Source organism: Streptomyces sp. NPDC087845, from assembly GCF_044742755.1.
In the GTDB taxonomy this organism is placed as follows: domain Bacteria; phylum Actinomycetota; class Actinomycetes; order Streptomycetales; family Streptomycetaceae; genus Streptomyces.
In genome coordinates, this window is the sequence record NZ_JBIUVC010000002.1 from 669,443 (window position 1) to 687,999 (window position 18,557).

An 18,557-nucleotide genomic window follows, 5' to 3' on the forward strand; every position below is an offset into this window, starting at 1 on the left:
AGGTTGTCGGCGGTCAGTTTGCGGGTGGTCGGGCTTCGGGCGGTCGGGCTGCGGGTGGGCAGTTCGCCGGCGGTCAGGTTGCCGGCGGTCGGGCTGCGGGCGGGGCCGCTTCTCCGGGCAGTTCCAGGGTGGCGACGGCTCCGCGGGGGGTGGCGGCGTTCGCCAGGGTGAGGCGGGCGCCGATGACGTGGGCCTGGCCGAGGGCGATGGTGAGGCCGAGACCGTGCCCGTGGCCGCGTTCCGCGGCTCCGGTGCGGAAGCGCTGGGGTCCGTGGTCGAGGAGTTCCTGGGGGAAGCCCGGCCCGTGGTCGCGGACGACGACGGTCATGCCGTCGACCGTGACCTCGACCGGTGCCGCGCCGTGGCGGTGGGCGTTGAGGACCAGGTTGGTGACGATGCGGTCGAGCCGACGGGGGTCGGTCGCGGCGACCGGCTGACCGGTCACCGCGATCCGCGTCTCCAGGCCCGTGCGCCGCACGGATTCCGCCACCAGCTCGCCGAGCGGCACCGGTTGGGCGTCCGCCTCCTCGGCCCCCGCGTCCAGGCGGGAGATCTCCAGGAGGTCGTCCACGAGGGCGCGCAGCACCTGGACGCGGTCGCGGACCAGGTCGGTGGCCTCGCTCTCCGGGAGGAGGGACGCGGAGGTGACGAGGCCGGTGAGCGGGGTGCGCAGTTCGTGGGCGACGTCGGCGGTGAAACGCTGTTCGTTGTGCAGCCGGTCCTGCAGGGCGTCCGCCATGAGGTCGACCGCGGAGGAGATTTCGCCGATCTCGTCGTGGCTGCGGCTTCGGGTCCTGGCGTCCAGGTCGCCGCGTTTGATGCGGCGGGCGGTCCCGGCGACCCGGCGCAGTCGCCGGAGCACCAGTTCGGCGGCGAGGACGGTGAGGGGGACGACGACGGCGAGCGTGGCGAGAGCCGCGTATCTCATGTGCCGGTCCAGGGCCTGGACACTGCGCAGCTCGGCGCCCATGTCCACCCAGACGGCCAGCACTGTGCCGTCGACGCGGTCCGCCGCCCACATCCGCGGCCCCTGGGCCGGCTTCCGGGTGTCGTACCAGGTCACGACCATGGGCCTGGGAGCGGAGGCGAGCCGTTTCTGCAGTTGATCCGGTACGTTGTCGCCGACCAGGTAGATGGCAGCAGGCGCGGACGGTGACGTCCGGGCGGTCGGTGCGCCCCGGAAATCGGCTTCGGCCGCATCCAGTTCACGCAACGCGGTGGAGCGGCCGATGTTCATGGAGCGGGCCTCGGTGGTCCGGTGGACCAGGACCCCGATGCCCAGCGCCATCGCGCAGGCCGCTGCCGCGACCCCGGCAGCGATCTTCCAGCGCAGTGATCGCAGGTCGGTGAGGCGGCGCAGCGCGTGGCCGAGGCCGTCGTCGGACGGCATGCGGTCGGCGCGGGCACCGAGGGCGGGGGCGGGGCCGGTCGTCTGCCGCATCTCAGCGCCGGAACTTGTAGCCGAAGCCACGTACGGTCTCGATGTGATCGGCGCCGATCTTCTTGCGCAACCGCTGCACCGCCAGATCGACCACCCGGATGTCGCCGTCCCACCCGTAGTCCCACACCTTGCGCAGGAGTGTCTGCCGTTGCAGGGCGATGCCCGGCGCGGCCACGAACTCCAGGAGCAGCCGCAGCTCGGTCGGGGTGAGCGCGAGCGGTCGCCCGGAGACGCGGACTTCCAGACCACGGGTGTCGACGGTGAGGTCACGGAAGGTGAGAAGACCGTCGTCGACCGGCCGGCCGGCGGCTGTGGCGGGCGCGGTGAAGGTGGCCCGGCGCAGCAGGGTGCGGATCCGCGCCACCAGAACACTGGTGTCGACGGGTTTGACGACGTAGTCGTCGGCACCGGCCTCCAGCCCCGCCACCACGTCCAGCGCGTCGCCGCGAGCGGACATCATCAGAATGGGCGCTTGGCTCGTCTCGCGGATCCTGCGGCACAGTCCGATGCCGTCGAGGTGCGGCAGCATGATGTCGAGCAGCAGCAGATCGTGCCGGCCTTCCCGGAACATCTCAAGGCCCGTCAGGCCGTCGGGCGCCGCCGACACCTGGTAGCCGTAGCGGTCCAGGGCCATCCCGACGGACCTGCGGATCGCTTCGTCGTCCTCGACCAGCAGGACGTGAACGGACCCGGAGCCGGGGACGGCAGCCGGGACGGACGCTCCGGCAGGGGAGGCAGGGGAGGCAGGGGAGGCAGGGGAGGCAGGGGTGGGGCTGGTGGGGCCGGTGGGACCGGCGTCGTGCTGACCTGCCGAGCCGCGGTCGTGCTGTTGCATCACGTCACCTGAAAGTCGATCGGTACCGAACTGCCCGAGATCACTGGTTGTCCCGAGGGCATCCCGTTGTGGAGGGAAGTGGCCACCGCCCGCCCCCTCAGAGGCGCAGAGCCGCTGCGACCGGCAGATGGTCGCTCCCGGTGGACGGCAGGACCCAGGATGATACCGGTATGACACCCTTTACCAGGATCTGGTCGATCCGGGCCACCGGGAACGACGCGGGCCAGCTGAAGCCGAAGCCGTCACCGGCCTCCTCCTGGGCCGACCGTAGCCGGGAGGTCACCGGCCGCAGCGCGCGGTCGTCGGTCGTGCCGTTGAAGTCGCCCACGACCACGACCCGGGCCAGCGGTTCGGCTCGTACGGCATCGGCCAGCTTCCCGGCCGCCTCGTTGCGCCTGGCCGTGGTGAAGCCCGCGCTCGGGAGCACCCGTACCGACGCCAGATGGGCGGCATAGACGGCGACGGCCCCCTTCGGGGTGTCGGCCGTGGCCCGCAGGGCACGGGTCCACGGCATGATCGCGACCGGCTCCACGTCCCGCAGCGGGTACGTGCTCCACAGCCCGACCGTGCCCTGCACCGAGTGGTGCGGATACGTATCGGCCAGGGCGCGCTCGTACGCGGGTGCCGTACGCGCGGTCAGCTCCTCCAGGGCGAGCAACTGGGCACCGGAAGAGGCCAGTTCGCGCGCGGTCCGGGCCGGGTCGGGGTTCTCGTCGTTGACGTTGTGGCTGACCACGGTCAGATCCCCGCCGGCGGACCCCTTGTCCACGAGCATGCCGCCGAACAAGGAGCACCAGACGACGGCCGGAAGCAGTACCGCGACACCTGCGGTTGCCGACCGCCGCACCGCCGCCGACGCGAGCAGCACGGGCACGCTCACCCCGAGCCAGGGCAGGAACGTTTCGAGGAGGCTGCCGAGGCCGCCGAACCCGTTCGGCATCCAGGTGTGCCCGGCCATGACCAGCGCGGACAGTGCGGCGGCCGCGGCGGTCACCCGTCCGCGCCGCCAGGCGCCCCCGTCGCCTCGGGCGATCAGCCGTCTACGCCGCCAGGCGCCCCCGCGGCCTCCGGCGGTCAGCCGTCCGCGCCGCCAAGCGCCCCTGTTGGCCGCGGCGAGCGGCCATCCATGCCGCCACGTGCCGGTGCGGCCCGCAGTGGGTTCCGGTCGCGCTCCGGCCTCACGGTCCGTGCACTCGACCGGTGCGGTCATGACCGCACCGCCCTGCCACCGTGCTCGGCGAGGGCGCCGGGAAGGTCCTTCTGCACCGCGTCGATCAGGCGGCCGCTGCTCTCCAGGGCGGCCTGGAGGCCTTCGGCGGGCGTCGTGTGGGGCCTCTGCCCCAGCACGACACCGAGCACGAGATGCCGTGCCGTGCCGGATGCCGCCTCGGCGGCCCACATCAGATTGCCGCCGGCGGGCGTGCTCGACCCGGTCTTCAACCCGATCACGCCGGGCCTCTCCAGCAGCCGGTTGGTGTTGATCACGGTGCCGGGAACCCCGGGGACCGTCGTGTCGCGCATCGCCACCACCGCACGCAGCACCGGGTCCTTCATGGCCCGGCGGGCGAGCTTGAGCTGATCGTCGGCGGTGCTCCTGGTGGTGGGCTCAACACCGCTGGCCCCGGTGTACGTCGTCCGGGTCATCCCCAGTGCGGCTGCGGCGCGGTTCATCTTCACCACGAACTCCTGCTGACCACCCGCGTCCCAACGGGCCAGCAACCGGGCCACGTTGTTGCCGGACGGCAGCAGCAACAGCTCCAGGAGCTTGCGCTGGGTGATCCGCTGCCCCTCGCGGACCGGGGCGCTGGACTCGCTGAGCGAGTGGGCCTCCTGCGCGGCAGCCGCGTCGACCGTGATCTCCGGCCCCTTCTCCCCGTCCTTGAGCGGATGCTCCTTGAGGATCACGTACGCGGTCATCACCTTGGTGACGCTCGCGATCGGCACGGACTCCTGCCCGCCCTTGCTGCCGAGGCTGCCGATGCCCTCGACCTCGATGCTCGCCTGGCCCTCCCGCGGCCACGGCAGGTCCATCCGGTCCGCCACCTCCGCCGCCCGCACGGCGGCGGCCCCGGACCCGTCCCCTCGCCCCCCGCCGCTGCCGGCGGAGAGTCCCACCCAGCCGCCGATCCCGACCGCGGTGACCGCGACGGCCGAAGCCCACACCACCCCACGCCGTGCCTGCCCTTCCCTGCCTGTCCCAGCAGTACGTATCCGAAGAACAGTCACCGACAACCACCTCTCATCGCCCGGCGTACACGAGTACCGCGTACGGCGCCCAGCCTGCGAGGTGGCCGTGTCCGGCCGATCAGGGCCGTGCGTCCAGCACGGCGCGAATTTGTGTCAGCCGGGTATCAGGCCCGCTCCGGGCGGGAGGCAGAGCGCCGAAGCGGCCGTTGTCCCGGACGGCGCACCGAGGGTCCGGCCCGGAGACCGGGGCTGTCCCGTGGCCGCGAACGGTCCGCGGTCTCCGGCCGGGGGACAGTGGCCGTGAACGGTCCGCGGCCCTCCTTCCGCCGCCGGTCGGGCGACCTTGTCCGAGAACGGCTGCCGCCCGGACGCCACCACGCGGACACCTGAGCGGGCGAGCGTCGAACAGAGCGGTGACCGGCAGGAGCGTCGACAGGCAGCCATCGCCCCCGACGCCGTGAGGACGCTCCCGCGCGAGGCCGCCCTCGCGGGCGGACACGCCGGGCCGTCGAGGAGGGCCGTCGAGGACGGCGGACGCGCCGGACGGACGAGGAGGGCGGACGCGTCGGGCCGTCGAGGAGGGCCGTCGAGGACGGCGGACGCGCCGGACGGACGAGGAGGGCGGCCGCGCCGGGCCGTCGAGGAGGGCGGACGCGCCGGGCGGTAGAGGACGGCGGACGCGTTGGACCGTCGAGGGGGCGGTAGAGGAGGGCGGATGCGTCGGCTATGCGCCGGCGGCCTGGTCCCGCCGGGTGCGCGCGCACCGGGCCCGCCCGATCCCCGGTGACGTGTTCTTCACCGGGGCCAGTCCGGGGCGGGGTCCTTGCCGAGGAGGGGCCGGATGGCGCCCAGAACGGCGCCGATGCACACATCGCGCAGTTCGGCACGGGTGCAGGTCTCCTTGGCGAGCCAGTCCAGGCACAGCACCTGGACGAACACCAGCCAGCTCTTCAGAACGCCCGACACCGCCTCCCGGGTGGCGTCGTCCGTGAGCGGGAGCACGCCGAGCAGCCGCTGGCGCAGGGCGTCGAGTTCGCCGGAGATGATCGTCTGGACCAGGCGGTCGCCCGCCAGCACCCGGTTCGCCGCCAGGACGGTGTTGCGGTTCTCCGCGAAGTACTCGATATGGGCGTCCAGGCCCTCGATGAGCTGCTCGATCAGGGTGTCTGCGGGGTCGAGCCGGGTCTTGGCGAGCAACCGCTCGGACACCTGCTGGTAGAGGGCGGCGAAGAGCTCTCGCTTGCTCGGGAAGTGGCGGTAGAGCAGCGCGCGGGAGACCCCGGCGTGCTCGGCGACGTCCTCCATCGTCACCTCGTCGTACGGGTGCGCGGCGAAGAGCTGCGCGGCGACGGCGAGGAGCTGGGCACGGCGTTCGGCGGGGCTGAGCCGCTGGCGGGGAGGCACAGGCGGATGTTACTTGACACATGTCTACTAGTGGGCCGTACCTTAGTAGACGAGTGTCTACTAGCGGCGGGGGGGTGCCGAATCATGCTCAGGATCAAGGCACTTCGGGGGCTCGCGCAGGCGATGGGGTACGCCTGCGTGGCGATCGGGCTCTTCCACGTACTGCTCGGCAACGCCGCGATCCCGGGCGCGGGTCCGGCCGGACCGACGGTCGACAGCCTCGGGCGTTTCTTCGGTGCGATCTTCGCCGGGTACGGCCTCGCCTGGCTCTGGGCGGCCCGGCAGTCGCCGATCCCCGCGACGGCGGTGCGGTGGCTGGCCGGGGTGTTCCTGCTGGGCGCGCTCGGGCGGCTGCTGTCCCTCGCCGCGCTCGGGTGGCCCCACTGGTTCCAGGTGGTGCTGACCGCGGTCGAACTGGTGCTGCCTCCTCTGTTCTTCCGGCTGGCGGACGCCGAGGAGAAAGCCCTCCGGATCGAGGTCCGGGGTGAAGGCGTTCCGGATTGAAGTCCGGGGTGAAAGCGTTGTGGATCGAGGTCCGAGGAGAGAGCGTTCCGGGTTGAGGTCCGAGGAGAGAGCGTTCCGGATTGAGGTCGGGGGTGAGGGCGTTCCGATTCCGGTCGGGGCGCAACCATGAGGTCGTTAAAGCGGACTGACGTACTACAGGTGAATATGCGGAGATTGCGATGTGTCCGGGGCCGGGCACGGGCACTCTGCTGAGTGTCGATCCGAGGGGCGCTGCGGCGGAGGATCCCCGGGGACCGTCCGCGGAGCAGGCCGGTCCGCCGTCTGCGGAGCAGGCCGGTCCGCCGTCCAGCCGGGGCGGAACTCGCCCAGGCCCCGACAGGTTTCCGGCGGATGCGCAACGCGCTCGGCAGAGCCCGGACGCAGCGGGGCGCTGTCCGGGCCCACGGCGGCAGTGTCCTGCCGCCAGGAGGCGCTGCGACCGGCAGGTGGGCACGAGGCGGAGGGGGACTGTGGTGCGGCAGCCGGGAGAGTACGGATGACGGTTGAACGAGCCGACGGCACCTCTGCCTCGTCATCGGCCCATCCGCCTCCGCGTCGCCCGACCGGCGAGGACCGGCGCAGGGGTGTGCCGCGCCATGTCGCGTGCGTGATGGACGGGAACGGCCGGTGGGCGGCACGGCGGTCCTTGCCGCGTACGTCGGGTCACCGGGCGGCGGAGACGACGGTGATCGACGTCATCGAGGCGGCGCGGACGTCGGGAGTGGAGTGGCTGAGCCTGTACGCGTTCTCCACCGAGAACTGGCAACGCCCGGGCAACGAGGTCGACTTCCTCATGCACCTGGCGCGCCGCGTGGTACGCAAGCACGCCCCGTTGCTGCACGCGCGCGGCATCCGGTGCCGGTTCCTCGGGGTGGCGGACCCGAGGATCCCCGGGCCGCTGGCCCGGGACTTCGCCGACCTGATGACGCTGACCGCCCCGAACCGAGGCATGACGCTGACCGTGGCGTTCGACCACGGTGGACGCAGGGACATCGTCGAGGCGGCACGGTCCCTCATCCGCAGCGGGGTGCCGGCCGACGCCGTCGACGAGCAGCACTTCGCCGCTCACCTGCCCTTTTCCGATACGCCCGACGTGGACCTCGTCATCCGGACCTCCGGCGAACAGCGGATCTCCAACTTCATGCTCTGGCAGGTGGCCTACGCCGAGTGGATGTTCCCGCCGGTGCTCTGGCCCGACTTCCGCGCGCCGCACTTCTCGGAGTGCCTGCACGCCTATCAGCAACGCAATCGCCGCTTCGGCGGCGTGACGCCGCACGCGAACGGAGCACCTCACCCGTGACGGACACAGGCAGCAGCCGCCCCAGGCACACGCGTTCCGGAGCCACCGATCACCACGGTGACCCGGCACGGCCGGCCCCCGAAGCACAGTTCGGCTCTCTGTTCGGTCCTGACTCGCAGTTCCACCGGTTCTTCAACGATCCGCGCTGGGCACTGGCCATGGTCAGGGCCACGGTATTGGAGGCCGCCCACCCGCAGATCGGCGCGGCCCTGATCGACAACTCGACGTTCGTCGCACACCCGTGGCGACGGCTGCGCAACACTCTCGTGAGCCTGCAGCGCATGTTCGGCACCGACGATCACGAGCGGCAGAGGGAGGCGGCCCGGCTCAACCGCCTGCACGCGCGATTGAGCGGCACCGACGCACAGGACCGGCCCTACGACGCGATGGACCCCCAGGTCCGCGCCTGGGTGGTCGCGACGCTCTTCGAGAGCTCCGTCACCATGTGCCGACTGAGCGGGCAGCCGCTCGACCAGATCTCCATGGAACGGCTCTACGCCGAGTACCAGGCATTCCTTGCGGCCCTGGGGGACGGGGCCGGCCATCTGCCGCCCACGTTGCAGGAGTTCTGGCCGTACTACGACCACATGGTCCAGGAGGAACTGGAGGACACGGAGGCGCTGCGCATCATCCTCTACAAGCTCTTCGACCATCTCCCGGCGCCGCCCCTGCTGGACGGCCTGCCCACCGTGTGGGCGGCGGGCCGCGCGCTCGCGGGCCCGGTCATCGGCACGATCACAGTGGCGTCCCTCCCCGAGCCTTTCCGCCGACGGGCGGGTCTGCCCGAAATTCCTGGTGCCCAGACGCTGATGCAGAGCGTCTACGTGGCCGCCGGCCTGGCACGCTTCCTGCCCGACAACTGGCTCCGGACCGAGAGCCTCACCGGCCTGCTCCACCCGTCCCCGTACAGCGACGCCTCTCAAGCCGCGACGCTCACCGCGCTGCGCGGCCGGATGAAGCAGGCCGGTGCCCTGTTCCGGCTGGTCACGCCGTCAGCCGTGCAGCACGGTCCCACCGAGGGAACCGGGTCGCAGCGGAGCGCCGGCGCATTCTTCACCGAGGTGCTGGACCAGACCGGCGACGGCTACCTGGACTGGCCCGATCTCGCCGCCATGGCCCGGGAGTTGTCGTCCCGCCTCGATCTGGACGAACCGGAGGAGACCAGGCTCTACAACGCGTATGCCGAGTGGTGGAGAGAACTCCAGGCGGCCCTCGACACCGACGGCGACGGCCGCATCAGCAAGGAGGAGTACGCCGCCGCCGTCCCCTCCCTCGCCGGGCCCGCGCTGATCAGGGTCGCCGAAGTGCTCTTCGACGTCACCGACGCGGACGGCAACCAGTTCATCGACGCGGACGAGTACCGGGCCCTGTTCCGGACCGGGTTCCAGCGCACGGTGGCCGACGCCGACGCAAGGTACTCCCGCAGCGCGTTCGTGAAGGACTTCCTCTCCTTCATGTCGGGTCGCCGGCGCTCGACCGCGTACGACCCACTGCTCGCCGACGCGTAGGAAATCCGGACTCGGCAGGGGCGGCCGCGAGGACAGAACCACCTACCGATCGCTGTGCAACGAAGGGGTACATCGGCGCACGGTTCCGTGCACATCGCATGCCGTCAGACGCCAGAGGCGCGGCCGTCCGCACTCACCACGGCCGTCCCACCAAGCCCGTTGGTGTCAGCCCCATTTATGGCCCCGGCCCCCGTGTGGCCCCCTCACGCCGATGGCCCCGGCCCCCGCGTGGCCCCCTCACGCCGATGGCCCCGGCCCCCGTGTCGGGGGCCGGTGCCATCGTCCAGGTGGTGCGCTCAGGCACCGTCAGCGTGGGACGTCTGGTCCCCGGGTGTCAGCCCTGGCGCGCGTCCGTGACCTTCCCCGTGAGGAGAGGGCCCTCCAGCCAATCGTTCTCCTTGAGGATGTACACCTGCATCCGCAGGGACTCCTCCGACTCGGTCAGCGCGTCGGCGATCGTGGGCACGGACACTTCGGTGCTCGTCTCGCCCTTGCGGACGGACACCCAGAGGGAGGGGCTGTTCGTGGACAGGGGCCGCTCCGGGTCTGCGGCCTCGCCGAGACTGGAGAGCCACTCCTCGTCGACGTCCTTCGTGGACAGCTCCGTGCCCTCGCTCACCGGCAAGAGGTCGAACCTCGTCTCGATGTTGACGTCGGCGGGCTGAGAGAGCTCCACCTTCCAGGTGAGCTTCTGGCCCTCGGTGACCGAGTCGGCGACCGGGGTCACACTGACCGTGGGCATGGGGTCGTCGTTCTCGACGAGCACGCCCCCGAAGGCGCCGCCGACCGCCGTGCCGCGCACGGCCTTGGCCGCGACCTCGTGGCTGAGGTCGTAGCTGAAGCGGGAATTGCCCTTGACCGTGATCGGCACGTCCACGGAGCCACCGGCCTTCACCGTCACGGTGCGGACGGTGGACTCGTGGGTCTCCGGGTCGCGGACGGCGAGCTTGATCACGCCGGTGCCCTTGCCGGTGACCTGGACGGGCACGTTGTAGGTGCGGGTGCCGGAGTCGCCCTCCTTGACCGTCAGCTTGCCGATGTCGACACGCGAGAGTGCGACGGGGCGTACGGCCGGGGTGCCGGGGCGCCAGCCCCAGGCGTCCATCAGCCAGAACTCGCCGGAGCTGCTGCGCGGGGTGAGCTCCAGCGACTGCACCTGCTTCAGGTCGACACCGGCGCTGACGGCGGCCTTCAGCGGGACGCGGACCTCACGCGCCCAGTACGCGGCCGTCGAGTCGGAGCCGGGGAGGCCGTCGGCGGTGACCTGACCGAGCCCCACCCGCTTGCCGGAGGTGTCGGTGAGGGCGACGTCGAGCTGGGTGCCCCGGGTGTTCGGCGGCACTATCACCCGCAGGGCGAGCGCGTCGGAGCCCGCCAGCGAGAAGGCGTGCTTCGGCGTCAGCCGGACCGGGGTGCCCGGCGTGGTCCAGCGGGCCGTGACCGCGTTGCGGCCCGGTTCATCGGTGGTGTCCGCCCAGGACGCGAAGTGCGGCGACGCACCGGGGGCGGAGTCCGGCCGGCAGGCCTGGGCGGCGCTCGTCGTGACCTGCTGGCACACGCGCCCGTTCGTCACCGAGAGCGGGTCGTCGGGCCGGATCGCCGGGGTGCGGTTGCCGCCGACGGCGTGGGTCAGCACCCGGGCGGGGTCGGCCGAGGGCGCGCGCCGGTCGGAGCCGTCGAGCAGCGGGCGGACCCGGTCGTCGCCCGCGAGGAAGAGCTGCGCGGCGGCGGCGATGTAGGTGGCGCCCGCCGTCTGCTGCTGCTTGGCGCTCAGCCGGGTCTCGGCCCGTGCCGAGCAGACCGGGTCCGGGTTGGCCTTGTCGTCCCAGAAGTCGTCGGCGGCCGGGCCCTCGGCCTGGCCGGGCGTCCACTCCGTGTTGAAGAAGTTGTGGTTGGCGCCGACCATGTACACCGCGCTGTGCAGCGCCGTGCCCTGGCCGATGCCCCGGGTGCCGTCGAGGTAGATCTGGCCCTGGAGGTTGCTCACATCGCCGTCACAGCCCGGCAGGAGGGTCATGGAGGGCACGTCGGGCGTGGGGTTCTGGCCGAAGTTGGTGGGGCCGATCAGGACGGTGCCGCGGATCCGCCAGCCCACCGGCCCCCGGTAGCCGTCCTCGGCGGGCGGCGGCGGGGAGATGCTGTCGAGAGCCGCCCGGTTGACGCCCTCGCCGCCCCGGGAGTGGCCGACCAGGAGCACCTTCGAGAGGTCCGCGGGCTCCGTCGCGCGCACGGCCTCGGGGGCCTTCGCGGGGTTCGCGCCCCACTCCGCCCAGCGGGCGAGGTGCTGGCGCACCAGGGACGAACGGGCCTGCGCCCCGAAGTCGGCCGCGCGGCCGTCCTGCGCGTTGACACCGTTCGCGGAGATGGAGACCGTCACATAGCCCTGGGATGCCAGGAGCTTCTGGTCGTGCAGAAAGCCGCGGTAGCTCGGGATCTCCTTGTTGCCCGGCTTGCACGGCCACTCCATGCCCGCGCTGTTCTTGCCGGGCTCGTAGCAGGTGGCACTGCGGCCGTGGACGAAGAGCGCCAGCGGTCGCTTCCCCGGCGCGTCCGTCGGGCCGACGACCGTGGCGCGCATCTCCACGGGCTCGGCGTAGCCCGGCAGCTTCACCGACTTCAGGGAGTACTCACCGCTGGTGGTGTGGTACTTACCGGCGACACCGGGGTCGACCGGGTTGGCGGGGAACGGGGCCTGGGGCGCCGTCGCGGCCGACAAGCGCCGCTTACCGGGTGCGTGGTCGGCCCTCGCGGCGTCCAGCCGCCGTGAACCGGCGACCACCTGGAGTTCGCTCACCGGTCCGACCTTCGCCCCGTCGAGGCGGAGCCGGAAGGTGCGTTGGTCGGGGGAGGGCTTCGGGACGCCGAGGGTCCGCTCTCCCGAGCGGAACTCGACCAGGGCGCCACCCATGCCCACGGGCTCGGGCGAGCTCCAGGTCAGCTCTCCGCCCTCGACGCGCCACCCTTCCGGCAGCTGCTCCCCGGAGGCGCCCGGAGGCGCGCCGGGTATGGAGTCGGCGGCCGGCTGCGCATGCGCCGGCCCTGGCACACCCGCTGCCAGCGCGACGGCCGCCAAGGCAGCCGTCAGCGCGCGTGAGACCTGTCTCACGATGGTGTCTCCTCGTTGTTGGTCGTGCTTCAGCGCCCCAGGAATCCCAGGAGCACCCCCCGCACCGGGGAGAGGGTGACGTGCCGTCACTGGTTGGCCCACCTCGGGGAACCTGACAGGAATCTGACAGGAGCCAGACAGGAATCAGACGGAAGCCGTGGGGCCGGCCCGCTGATCGAGGGCCCGGCCCGCCGTTCGAGGGCTGCCGGCCCGGAGCGGCGGCCCGACGTCCGCGCGGCGAGCGATGCCCGGCGCCCCGTGTCCGCCGACGCTCGCGGCGACCGGGCCGGCGGGACGAGCGGGAGCGGGTGATGTCCGGGGCTCCGGCTCCCGATCGACCAGCCGACGTCCCGGCCTTGCGCGGGGTGGTGGCCACGGTGTCGGCACGCCGGTGGTCACCGGTGCGGCCCGGGGCGACCGGTGCGTGGCGCATGGATCAATGACCGAGCAGAGACGACCACCGCCTCCACGATCAAGACGAAGGCGATGCAGCGGCTTCCCGTACTGCCGCCACCCATCGAGGTGCAGCACCGCAGCGCTGATCTCCCGCGAGTGACCTGCCCGCCGCGAGCGAATAGCCCGGCTCTTCGTGGCTGCCCTGGCTTCCGCGGTCGTCGCCCTGCCGGCCTTCATGCTGAAAAGGGGCTCGGGGACGGGACAACCCGAGGCTGTCTTCGTAGTCGGCACGGCGTTCGCCGACGACATGGCCTTGTGCCTCGGGGCGCCGACCGTGGCCTCCGGTACCTGACCTGCTGCCTGCCTGGACGGCGAGGGGAACGCCAAAGGCCCGCACAGGCAGCGCTGTCCGGGCCGCAAACGGAGTGGCCGAGGGGCGATCTGGCGGACGGCCCCGGACGGGGGCGAACGCAACCAGAGCTGCAGCCATCGCCCGACTATTTACGGCCCTCCGGGCCGTACCACTGGAGGGGCTGGCCGGTCACTGCTGCGATGCATTCGAAGTCGTGGTCGCAGTGCGGGAAGGTGAGCCCCTGCAACTCGCCGGTCGCGGCGACAACGAGATCCACCGGACCGGCGCTGCGGTGCTTGCCTTGTTTGGTGAGGGCCTCCTGGACCTCCCAGGCCCGGTTGTAGGCGCGGTCTTCGACCGGGATCCGGTCGAAGATCGGCCGGACGTCCTCGATACCGCGTGCCCGGTCGGCGGCCGATCGCGCGCTGCATAAGAACTCCAGCTCCGTGATGGGGCACGTGGCGATCAGGCCGGCGGCCGCTACCTTGGTCCCAGCCGTGTTGTTCCGCGTCGCCCCGCATGCAGCGGGCGAGGGCGCTGGTGTCGATCAGGTAGAGGGCGGCGTTCACCGTCGGTAGTTCCGCTTGTCCTCGAAGAGTGTCAGATCGAACGAGCCTTCGTCGGCCGCCGCGCGAAGGCGGGTCAGGGCCAGTGCACGCCGCCTGTTCTCCAGTACCTCGCGCAGAGCTGTGTCGACCGTCTCCTTCTTGGTGCTGGTCCCCAGGGCTTTGGCCACGTCCGCGACCAGCTCGTCGTCGAGGTCGATCAGCGTCCGGCTCATTGTGCACCTCCCTGATATCAAGTATGGAGACAGCTATATCTCTCACGGTTCACTGGCGCCATGGTTGCGGAGCTATGCCGGCATCACGCCGTGGATCCGGGAGAGAGTGAAGACGCGTTCGTCGTTTCGCAGGTGGCACCAGGCGTTCAAGTAAGGCGGATCGAGATCGAGCCGGCTGAGGGTGCGGATGGTGCGACTCCCCGACGTGGCGACGTATTCGATGGTGATTGCCCGGCTGTCATCGACTGCGTGGGCGAGCTGGCGGACGTCGGTGAGGGACAGCCGACGTGCGTTTCCGGCAATGATCTCCTCAGTGTCAGTGTCGAACGGGATTCCGCCGTTGTACGGGTCGGGCTCGGGTGAGGAAACAGGGGCGGCCCGCAAACGGGCAGCCAGAGCTGCCAGGTCCACGGGCACTGGGGTCTGGTCCGCACGAGCGCCTGAGCGCCGGGCACGAGCTGCGCGGCCGGGCGTGCGTGGAGCCGGAACCGGGACGGTGGCACGACGATGCGTGGGCCGCTCGATGCGCACGGTTCCGTCGGCGGTCTCCGCCATGGGCGCGTAGCCCTCGGCCCGTAGCGCGGTGAGTGTCTTGTCGAGCGGGGTACGACTGATCAGCACCGTGGGTGCCAGTTGCCGCAAGCCGAGTCCGGCGAACTTCCGATGTGCGGCGAGCTCGGCCAGCAAGGCGGGCTCCGGGCTGTGGATCACGCAGGTGGCGGGGGCGACGCGCACCCGGCCGTGGCTGCGTGCGGTGTCGGTGATGAGGTACGTCAGCGGCTGCGGCAGCGGCCCGGATGCGAGGGCGGCCAGTTCGGCCGTGATGTCCTCCGGGGTGCGTCCGGAGTCCAGCGCGCGCCGGACGGTGGCCGCGCTGAACCTCCAAACCGAGGCTGTGCCTCCGGTTTCCCGGTCGGCCACCGAGTCCAGCAGCGTGGTGAGCCCTGCGGACGGCGTACCGGTGACGACCGCTGTGAGGTCGCCGCCGATGCGGGCTGTGCCGACGGACTTGGGCAGCAGCTCGTGACAGACGGTGGTCAGATCGTTCGCAGCGTCGGAACCGGCCGTCAACAGAGCGGCGCCGAGTGGTGAAAGGGCGCCGCGGGCCAGCACGCCGAGCAGTTCGGACTCGCGGATCACGGTGGCGAACGGCTGTGTGTCCTGCGGGGTTTGGTCGGCGAACGGACGGCACCAGGCAACCAGAGGTCCCAGGTCCTGGGCTCTCACCACCCCCTGCCCGGCCGGAACGCTGGTGGCGGCGGCGAGCAGCCCGTGCCGAGCCTGTACGCAGCCGTCGCAGGGCAGTGCTCCGGTGAGCGTGGGTTGCGCTCTGCCGTCCTCGTCGCGGGCGCAGGAGGGCGTGAGCGCGAGCGTCCACCATGCCTGAAGCAGCAGGGGGAGCCGCTCCGCGGGTTCACGTCCCGCCCAGGTGTCGTATGCCTCGGTCGCCGAGAAGTGGTCTGCGTCATGTGCCAGCAGCCCGGCGGCATGCGCCGTCTCCAGGATGATGCGTACGACGGCCTCATCGCAGTGCGCCGCTTTGCAGATCCGGGCCAGCTCGCGCGCTCCGACCCCTCCGGATTTCAGCCGGGCCGGTGGGGAGGCTGCGCACGCGGACAGAACCGAGGCGGCGTGCGCGGCGAACGCCGTGGCGGCCGCCGCCGCTTCCCGATGTACTTCCTCCGAGGTGACGGTCACCAGCGGCGGGACGGGCGGGGCGGGGTCGAACGGGGCGTGCCAGCCGGGTCCGCGCAGCGCGACCGCCACCTCTGAAGGCATGCGGGCAGGCCCGTAGCGGTGGCGGTCCTGGATCAGTAGTCCCCGGTCCAGCGCCCATCGCGCGCCCGGTTCGGATTCTGTCCCCAGGGCCCCGAAGGAAGTGCCGCCCGGGTGACGTGACGGGGAGCCCGACCGTCGCTCCAGCAGCTTGCGGGTTGCCGGCGGTGCCTTCTGGGCCACTGCCACGATCCGTTCCGGATCGCTGTGATGGCCCACCAGGGCGGCCAGCCGCTGCTGCTTGGTACCGGGCGGTGTGATGCCCAAGGCCGCCAACATGCCGCGCAGCTCTTCGGAAGTCGCGCCGGCCAACAACGCCTCCAGCGGAACGTCCAGCCCCAGCGGCGCGTCCCACACCTGCCGCAACGGCGCCGCCATGCGGAGGAGGCCGTTGCCGTCCGGCCAGACCAGCGCATGATCGGCGAGCGTCTCCAGCACCGAGTCGAGCTCGCGAGCGCTCTCCTCGTCCGTCGCTCCCAGAAGATCGCCCAGGGCGGTGCGGCTGGCGGGTGGCTGCACCGCAGCCAATGCCTCGGCGACCTGAAAGCAGGGCAAAGGGAGGCGGTGCAGGGCCAGTGCTACGGAACCTGGGCGCTGAAGCCGGTCCGCCAGCTCCCCCACGGTTCGTGGCTCCGGGGCGGATGCGGCGTCCTCGCGTGCCGCGAGTACCCGTTCCAGGCTCGGGTTGTCGGGACCGCGCAGCCATGCTGCCAGTGCTGATCCGTCGGACATCTGCTGAGAACACCTCGCCAGCTGTGAACCGGGCCGCTTCGGGCCGGAACGACTCGTACCGGGGCACAGCATTGCGCGTCCGAGGCGCGGTGCGCAGCGCACGTGCGGGGGCGCATTCCACATAGGGGGCGATATGCACAACATGTGCGGTATGCCGAATATAAGCGCAACCAAAACTGCGGCCAGAGCATACGGAAACGGGCGCTCGGCGATCGACCTCATAACGCCCGAGGACAACATCCAGTGGCTCTTCGACTCCGACGTCGACAACACCGACGTGACCGTGCTCGCCGCGGTGCTGGCCGAGTCGATGAACATCCCGGACGACGAACGGGTTCAGCTCCAACAGCGGCGCCAAGCACCGCTGGAGGTGGGCACGAAGGGCGAGGGCGCCGGTACGAGGTCTGTGGAACCGTGTAAATCCCAGGCCCCGACCGGCGATGCCGAATAAAACCCGAGCCAAGAGAAGCAGGGCCGTAACCGATCGCACGCTCGGGGCCCCCGAGCACGGCGGTTTCGTAGTCGTACTCGGGAGCCGCCCCCCCGATGGTTAGAGAAGCGCCCGGGCAACCCGCCGCTTCAGCTGCTCGTCGGCGAGGCTATCCACCGTGCGCCACGCGGCTTCGGTGACCTCTTCGGTCTGCAGTTCGCCGATGTCGGCGGCGGTACGGAAGAGGAAGCGGAAGTCGAAGTGCTGGTGGGCGGGCTCGTCCTTGGCGGGGTTGGCGTCGATGGGGTGGACGTCGATGTGCAGCGGGATCTCGCTGTGCGGGGTGACGACGTAGGGCGGAATGCCGGTCTCTTCGGCGAGTTCACGGCCGGCGGCTTGCAGGAGCGTGTCGTCGGAGGGCTCGATGTGGCCGCCGGGCAGCAGCCATTTGCCGGTGGCGTTGTGGAGGATGTGCAGGACACGGCCGTCGCGGCCGACGAGGATCGCGCCCGCGGTGACGTGTCCCGGCAGGGACTTGCGGTTGGTGAGGTCGTCGCCGTCGTCGAGGAGGCCCCGGACGATGTCGGTCTCGCGCTTGTCCTCGGGGTGCTGGTCAAGGTACGCGGTGATGGTGGTGCGGATGTGGTGGGCCGTGATGGGCATGGTGATCACCTGTTGAAGTAGGAGAGCCAGGTCGCCGCGATGGCCTCGCGGTCAGGTGCGGGGACCTCGTGGATGCCAGGGGCGAGATCTCCGCGGGTAAGCATCCTGATCCCGGCGAGGATCTCGGCCTGGATCAGGAAGATGAACGGCCCAACGCTCGCGCCGTGGATGAAGTTGACGGCATTGCCGCCGTTCGCCAGATAGAAGTAATGGCCGGTGGTTTGGTAGCGGGTGATGTGGTCGCCGACGACCGTGCGGGTGTAGACGTCCGGCAGGCCGGCAAGGTCGAGCTCGTCCTCGCTGGAGGTGACGGTGGCGACGTAGGCGCCGTTGCGCAGGTGAGAGAAGTCCTCGCCGCGCAGGGAGACCGCGCCGGTCGCGCAGAGCACCAGGCCGGCGCCGGTGAGCGCGGTCTCGCGGTCGCGCGCGACGGTGAACCCCCGGGACAGGGCCTGGGTGCGGCGTACGGGGTCGATGTCGAAGACGGTGACCTGGACGCCCTTGGCGTGCAGGAGCCGGGCAATGGAGGAGCCGAGCTTGCCGAAGCCGATCACGAGGGCGGGCCGGCCGTGGAGGATGTCGCCGCGCCCGCGCATGACGGCCTCGGTGGAGAACACGACGGACTGGCCGACAAGGTAGTCCTCGGGGTCCTTGAGCGGGGAGCGGGCCACCGAGATGACGGGGCAGGGCAGTTTGTCGAGGGTTTCGTAGCGGCGGTGGCCGTTCTCGGTGTCCTCGACGACGCCGACCAGGCGGCCGGTGAAGCGGCTGTGGATGTCGGTGAGGCTGGGGGCGAAGTAGCCGCCGACGTCGAGGAGGGAGACGGGTTCCCCGGCGGCCCGGGATTCGAAGTAGTCCAGCGCGGTGTCCGGGTCGGTGAACAGTTCGCGGGTCAGGGTGTCGACGGCGACGGTCCGCTCGGTCTCGCGCTGTGCAGCCGGGTGGACGGACTTCGGCTTGGGCAGCACAGCCGTGAGCCGGGACATCGCGGCAACGGCGCGGACGAATGCGGGGCGCTCGGCCAGCAGGTGGGTGATCAGGAACGAGGAGGTCCGCTCGTCGGGGGCGAACTGGACGGCGATCCGGGAGAAGTAGGCGTCCAGCTTGGCGCGTTCGAAGGTTTCCATGGCAGTTCCCTCTCA

The 18,557-nt window shown here is 71.3% G+C and carries 14 protein-coding genes and 1 pseudogene; 4 read left to right on the plus strand and 11 right to left on the minus strand.

Features of this window, described 5'->3' with window-relative positions; genetic code table 11:
- Positions 1–73 precede the first annotated feature (73 nt).
- The 5 genes from ACIOMQ_RS08620 to ACIOMQ_RS08640 form a co-directional block, all read right to left on the minus strand.
- Positions 74–1,390, minus strand: a complete 1,317-nt coding sequence (locus ACIOMQ_RS08620) for a HAMP domain-containing sensor histidine kinase (protein WP_362201726.1) — start codon at positions 1,388–1,390, stop codon at positions 74–76.
- A 52-nt stretch (positions 1,391–1,442) separates the two neighbouring features.
- The gene (cseB, locus tag ACIOMQ_RS08625; protein ID WP_401262600.1) at positions 1,443–2,075 is read right to left on the minus strand and encodes a two-component system response regulator CseB; all 633 of its coding nucleotides are present in this window, start codon (positions 2,073–2,075) and stop codon (positions 1,443–1,445) included.
- Between the two features lie 298 nt (positions 2,076–2,373).
- Complete coding sequence (locus tag ACIOMQ_RS08630; protein ID WP_402188411.1) at positions 2,374–3,354, minus strand: endonuclease/exonuclease/phosphatase family protein; 981 nt, start codon at positions 3,352–3,354, stop codon at positions 2,374–2,376.
- 128 nt (positions 3,355–3,482) lie between these two features.
- On the minus strand, positions 3,483–4,442 hold the full coding sequence (locus ACIOMQ_RS08635) for a D-alanyl-D-alanine carboxypeptidase (protein WP_362201288.1): 960 nt from the start codon (positions 4,440–4,442) through the stop codon (positions 3,483–3,485).
- A gap of 816 nt (positions 4,443–5,258) precedes the next feature.
- Positions 5,259–5,867 carry a helix-turn-helix domain-containing protein gene (locus ACIOMQ_RS08640; protein WP_362201285.1) on the minus strand — a complete coding sequence of 203 codons (609 nt, stop codon included), beginning with the start codon at positions 5,865–5,867 and terminating at the stop codon, positions 5,259–5,261.
- Positions 5,868–5,951: 84 nt separating this feature from the next.
- Between ACIOMQ_RS08640 and ACIOMQ_RS08645 the strand changes: the two genes are divergently transcribed.
- The 3 genes from ACIOMQ_RS08645 (at position 5,952) to ACIOMQ_RS08655 (ending at position 9,179) form a co-directional block, all read left to right on the plus strand.
- The gene (locus ACIOMQ_RS08645; RefSeq protein WP_362201282.1) at positions 5,952–6,371 is read left to right on the plus strand and encodes a DUF4345 domain-containing protein; all 420 of its coding nucleotides are present in this window, start codon (positions 5,952–5,954) and stop codon (positions 6,369–6,371) included.
- Positions 6,372–6,867: 496 nt separating this feature from the next.
- On the plus strand, positions 6,868–7,671 hold the full coding sequence (uppS, locus tag ACIOMQ_RS08650) for a polyprenyl diphosphate synthase (protein ID WP_362201279.1): 804 nt from the start codon (positions 6,868–6,870) through the stop codon (positions 7,669–7,671).
- Positions 7,672–7,769: 98 nt separating this feature from the next.
- Entirely contained in the window at positions 7,770–9,179 is a 1,410-nt protein-coding gene (locus ACIOMQ_RS08655) for an oxygenase MpaB family protein (protein WP_401262597.1), read from the plus strand.
- Between the two features lie 334 nt (positions 9,180–9,513).
- On the opposite strand, the gene ACIOMQ_RS08660 is transcribed toward ACIOMQ_RS08655, so the two are convergent.
- From ACIOMQ_RS08660 to ACIOMQ_RS08675, 4 genes and pseudogenes are all read right to left on the minus strand, one after another.
- The gene (locus tag ACIOMQ_RS08660) at positions 9,514–12,285 is read right to left on the minus strand and encodes an alpha/beta hydrolase family protein (RefSeq protein ID WP_402188301.1); all 2,772 of its coding nucleotides are present in this window, start codon (positions 12,283–12,285) and stop codon (positions 9,514–9,516) included.
- 893 nt (positions 12,286–13,178) lie between these two features.
- Positions 13,179–13,602 (minus strand): annotated as a pseudogene (locus tag ACIOMQ_RS08665) (PIN domain nuclease).
- Positions 13,599–13,814, minus strand: a complete 216-nt coding sequence (locus tag ACIOMQ_RS08670; protein WP_401261782.1) for a type II toxin-antitoxin system VapB family antitoxin — start codon at positions 13,812–13,814, stop codon at positions 13,599–13,601. Before ACIOMQ_RS08670 ends, ACIOMQ_RS08665 begins: the two are co-directional and overlap by 4 nt.
- Positions 13,815–13,886: 72 nt before the next feature.
- Entirely contained in the window at positions 13,887–16,322 is a 2,436-nt protein-coding gene (locus ACIOMQ_RS08675; protein ID WP_401988608.1) for a helicase C-terminal domain-containing protein, read from the minus strand.
- A 151-nt stretch (positions 16,323–16,473) separates the two neighbouring features.
- Here ACIOMQ_RS08675 and ACIOMQ_RS08680 point away from each other — a divergent pair, with 151 nt between their 5' ends.
- Positions 16,474–16,773, plus strand: coding sequence for a hypothetical protein (locus tag ACIOMQ_RS08680; RefSeq protein WP_401755171.1), 300 nt, complete (start codon positions 16,474–16,476; stop codon positions 16,771–16,773).
- A 99-nt stretch (positions 16,774–16,872) separates the two neighbouring features.
- Here the strand turns inward: ACIOMQ_RS08680 and ACIOMQ_RS08685 are convergent, their stop codons facing one another.
- Positions 16,873–17,415 (minus strand): NUDIX domain-containing protein, encoded by a 543-nt coding sequence (locus tag ACIOMQ_RS08685; protein WP_362201261.1) that lies wholly within the window; start codon positions 17,413–17,415, stop codon positions 16,873–16,875.
- A 5-nt stretch (positions 17,416–17,420) separates the two neighbouring features.
- Positions 17,421–18,542, minus strand: coding sequence for an adenosylhomocysteinase (locus tag ACIOMQ_RS08690; protein ID WP_401758711.1), 1,122 nt, complete (start codon positions 18,540–18,542; stop codon positions 17,421–17,423).
- Positions 18,543–18,557: the final 15 nt, after the last annotated feature.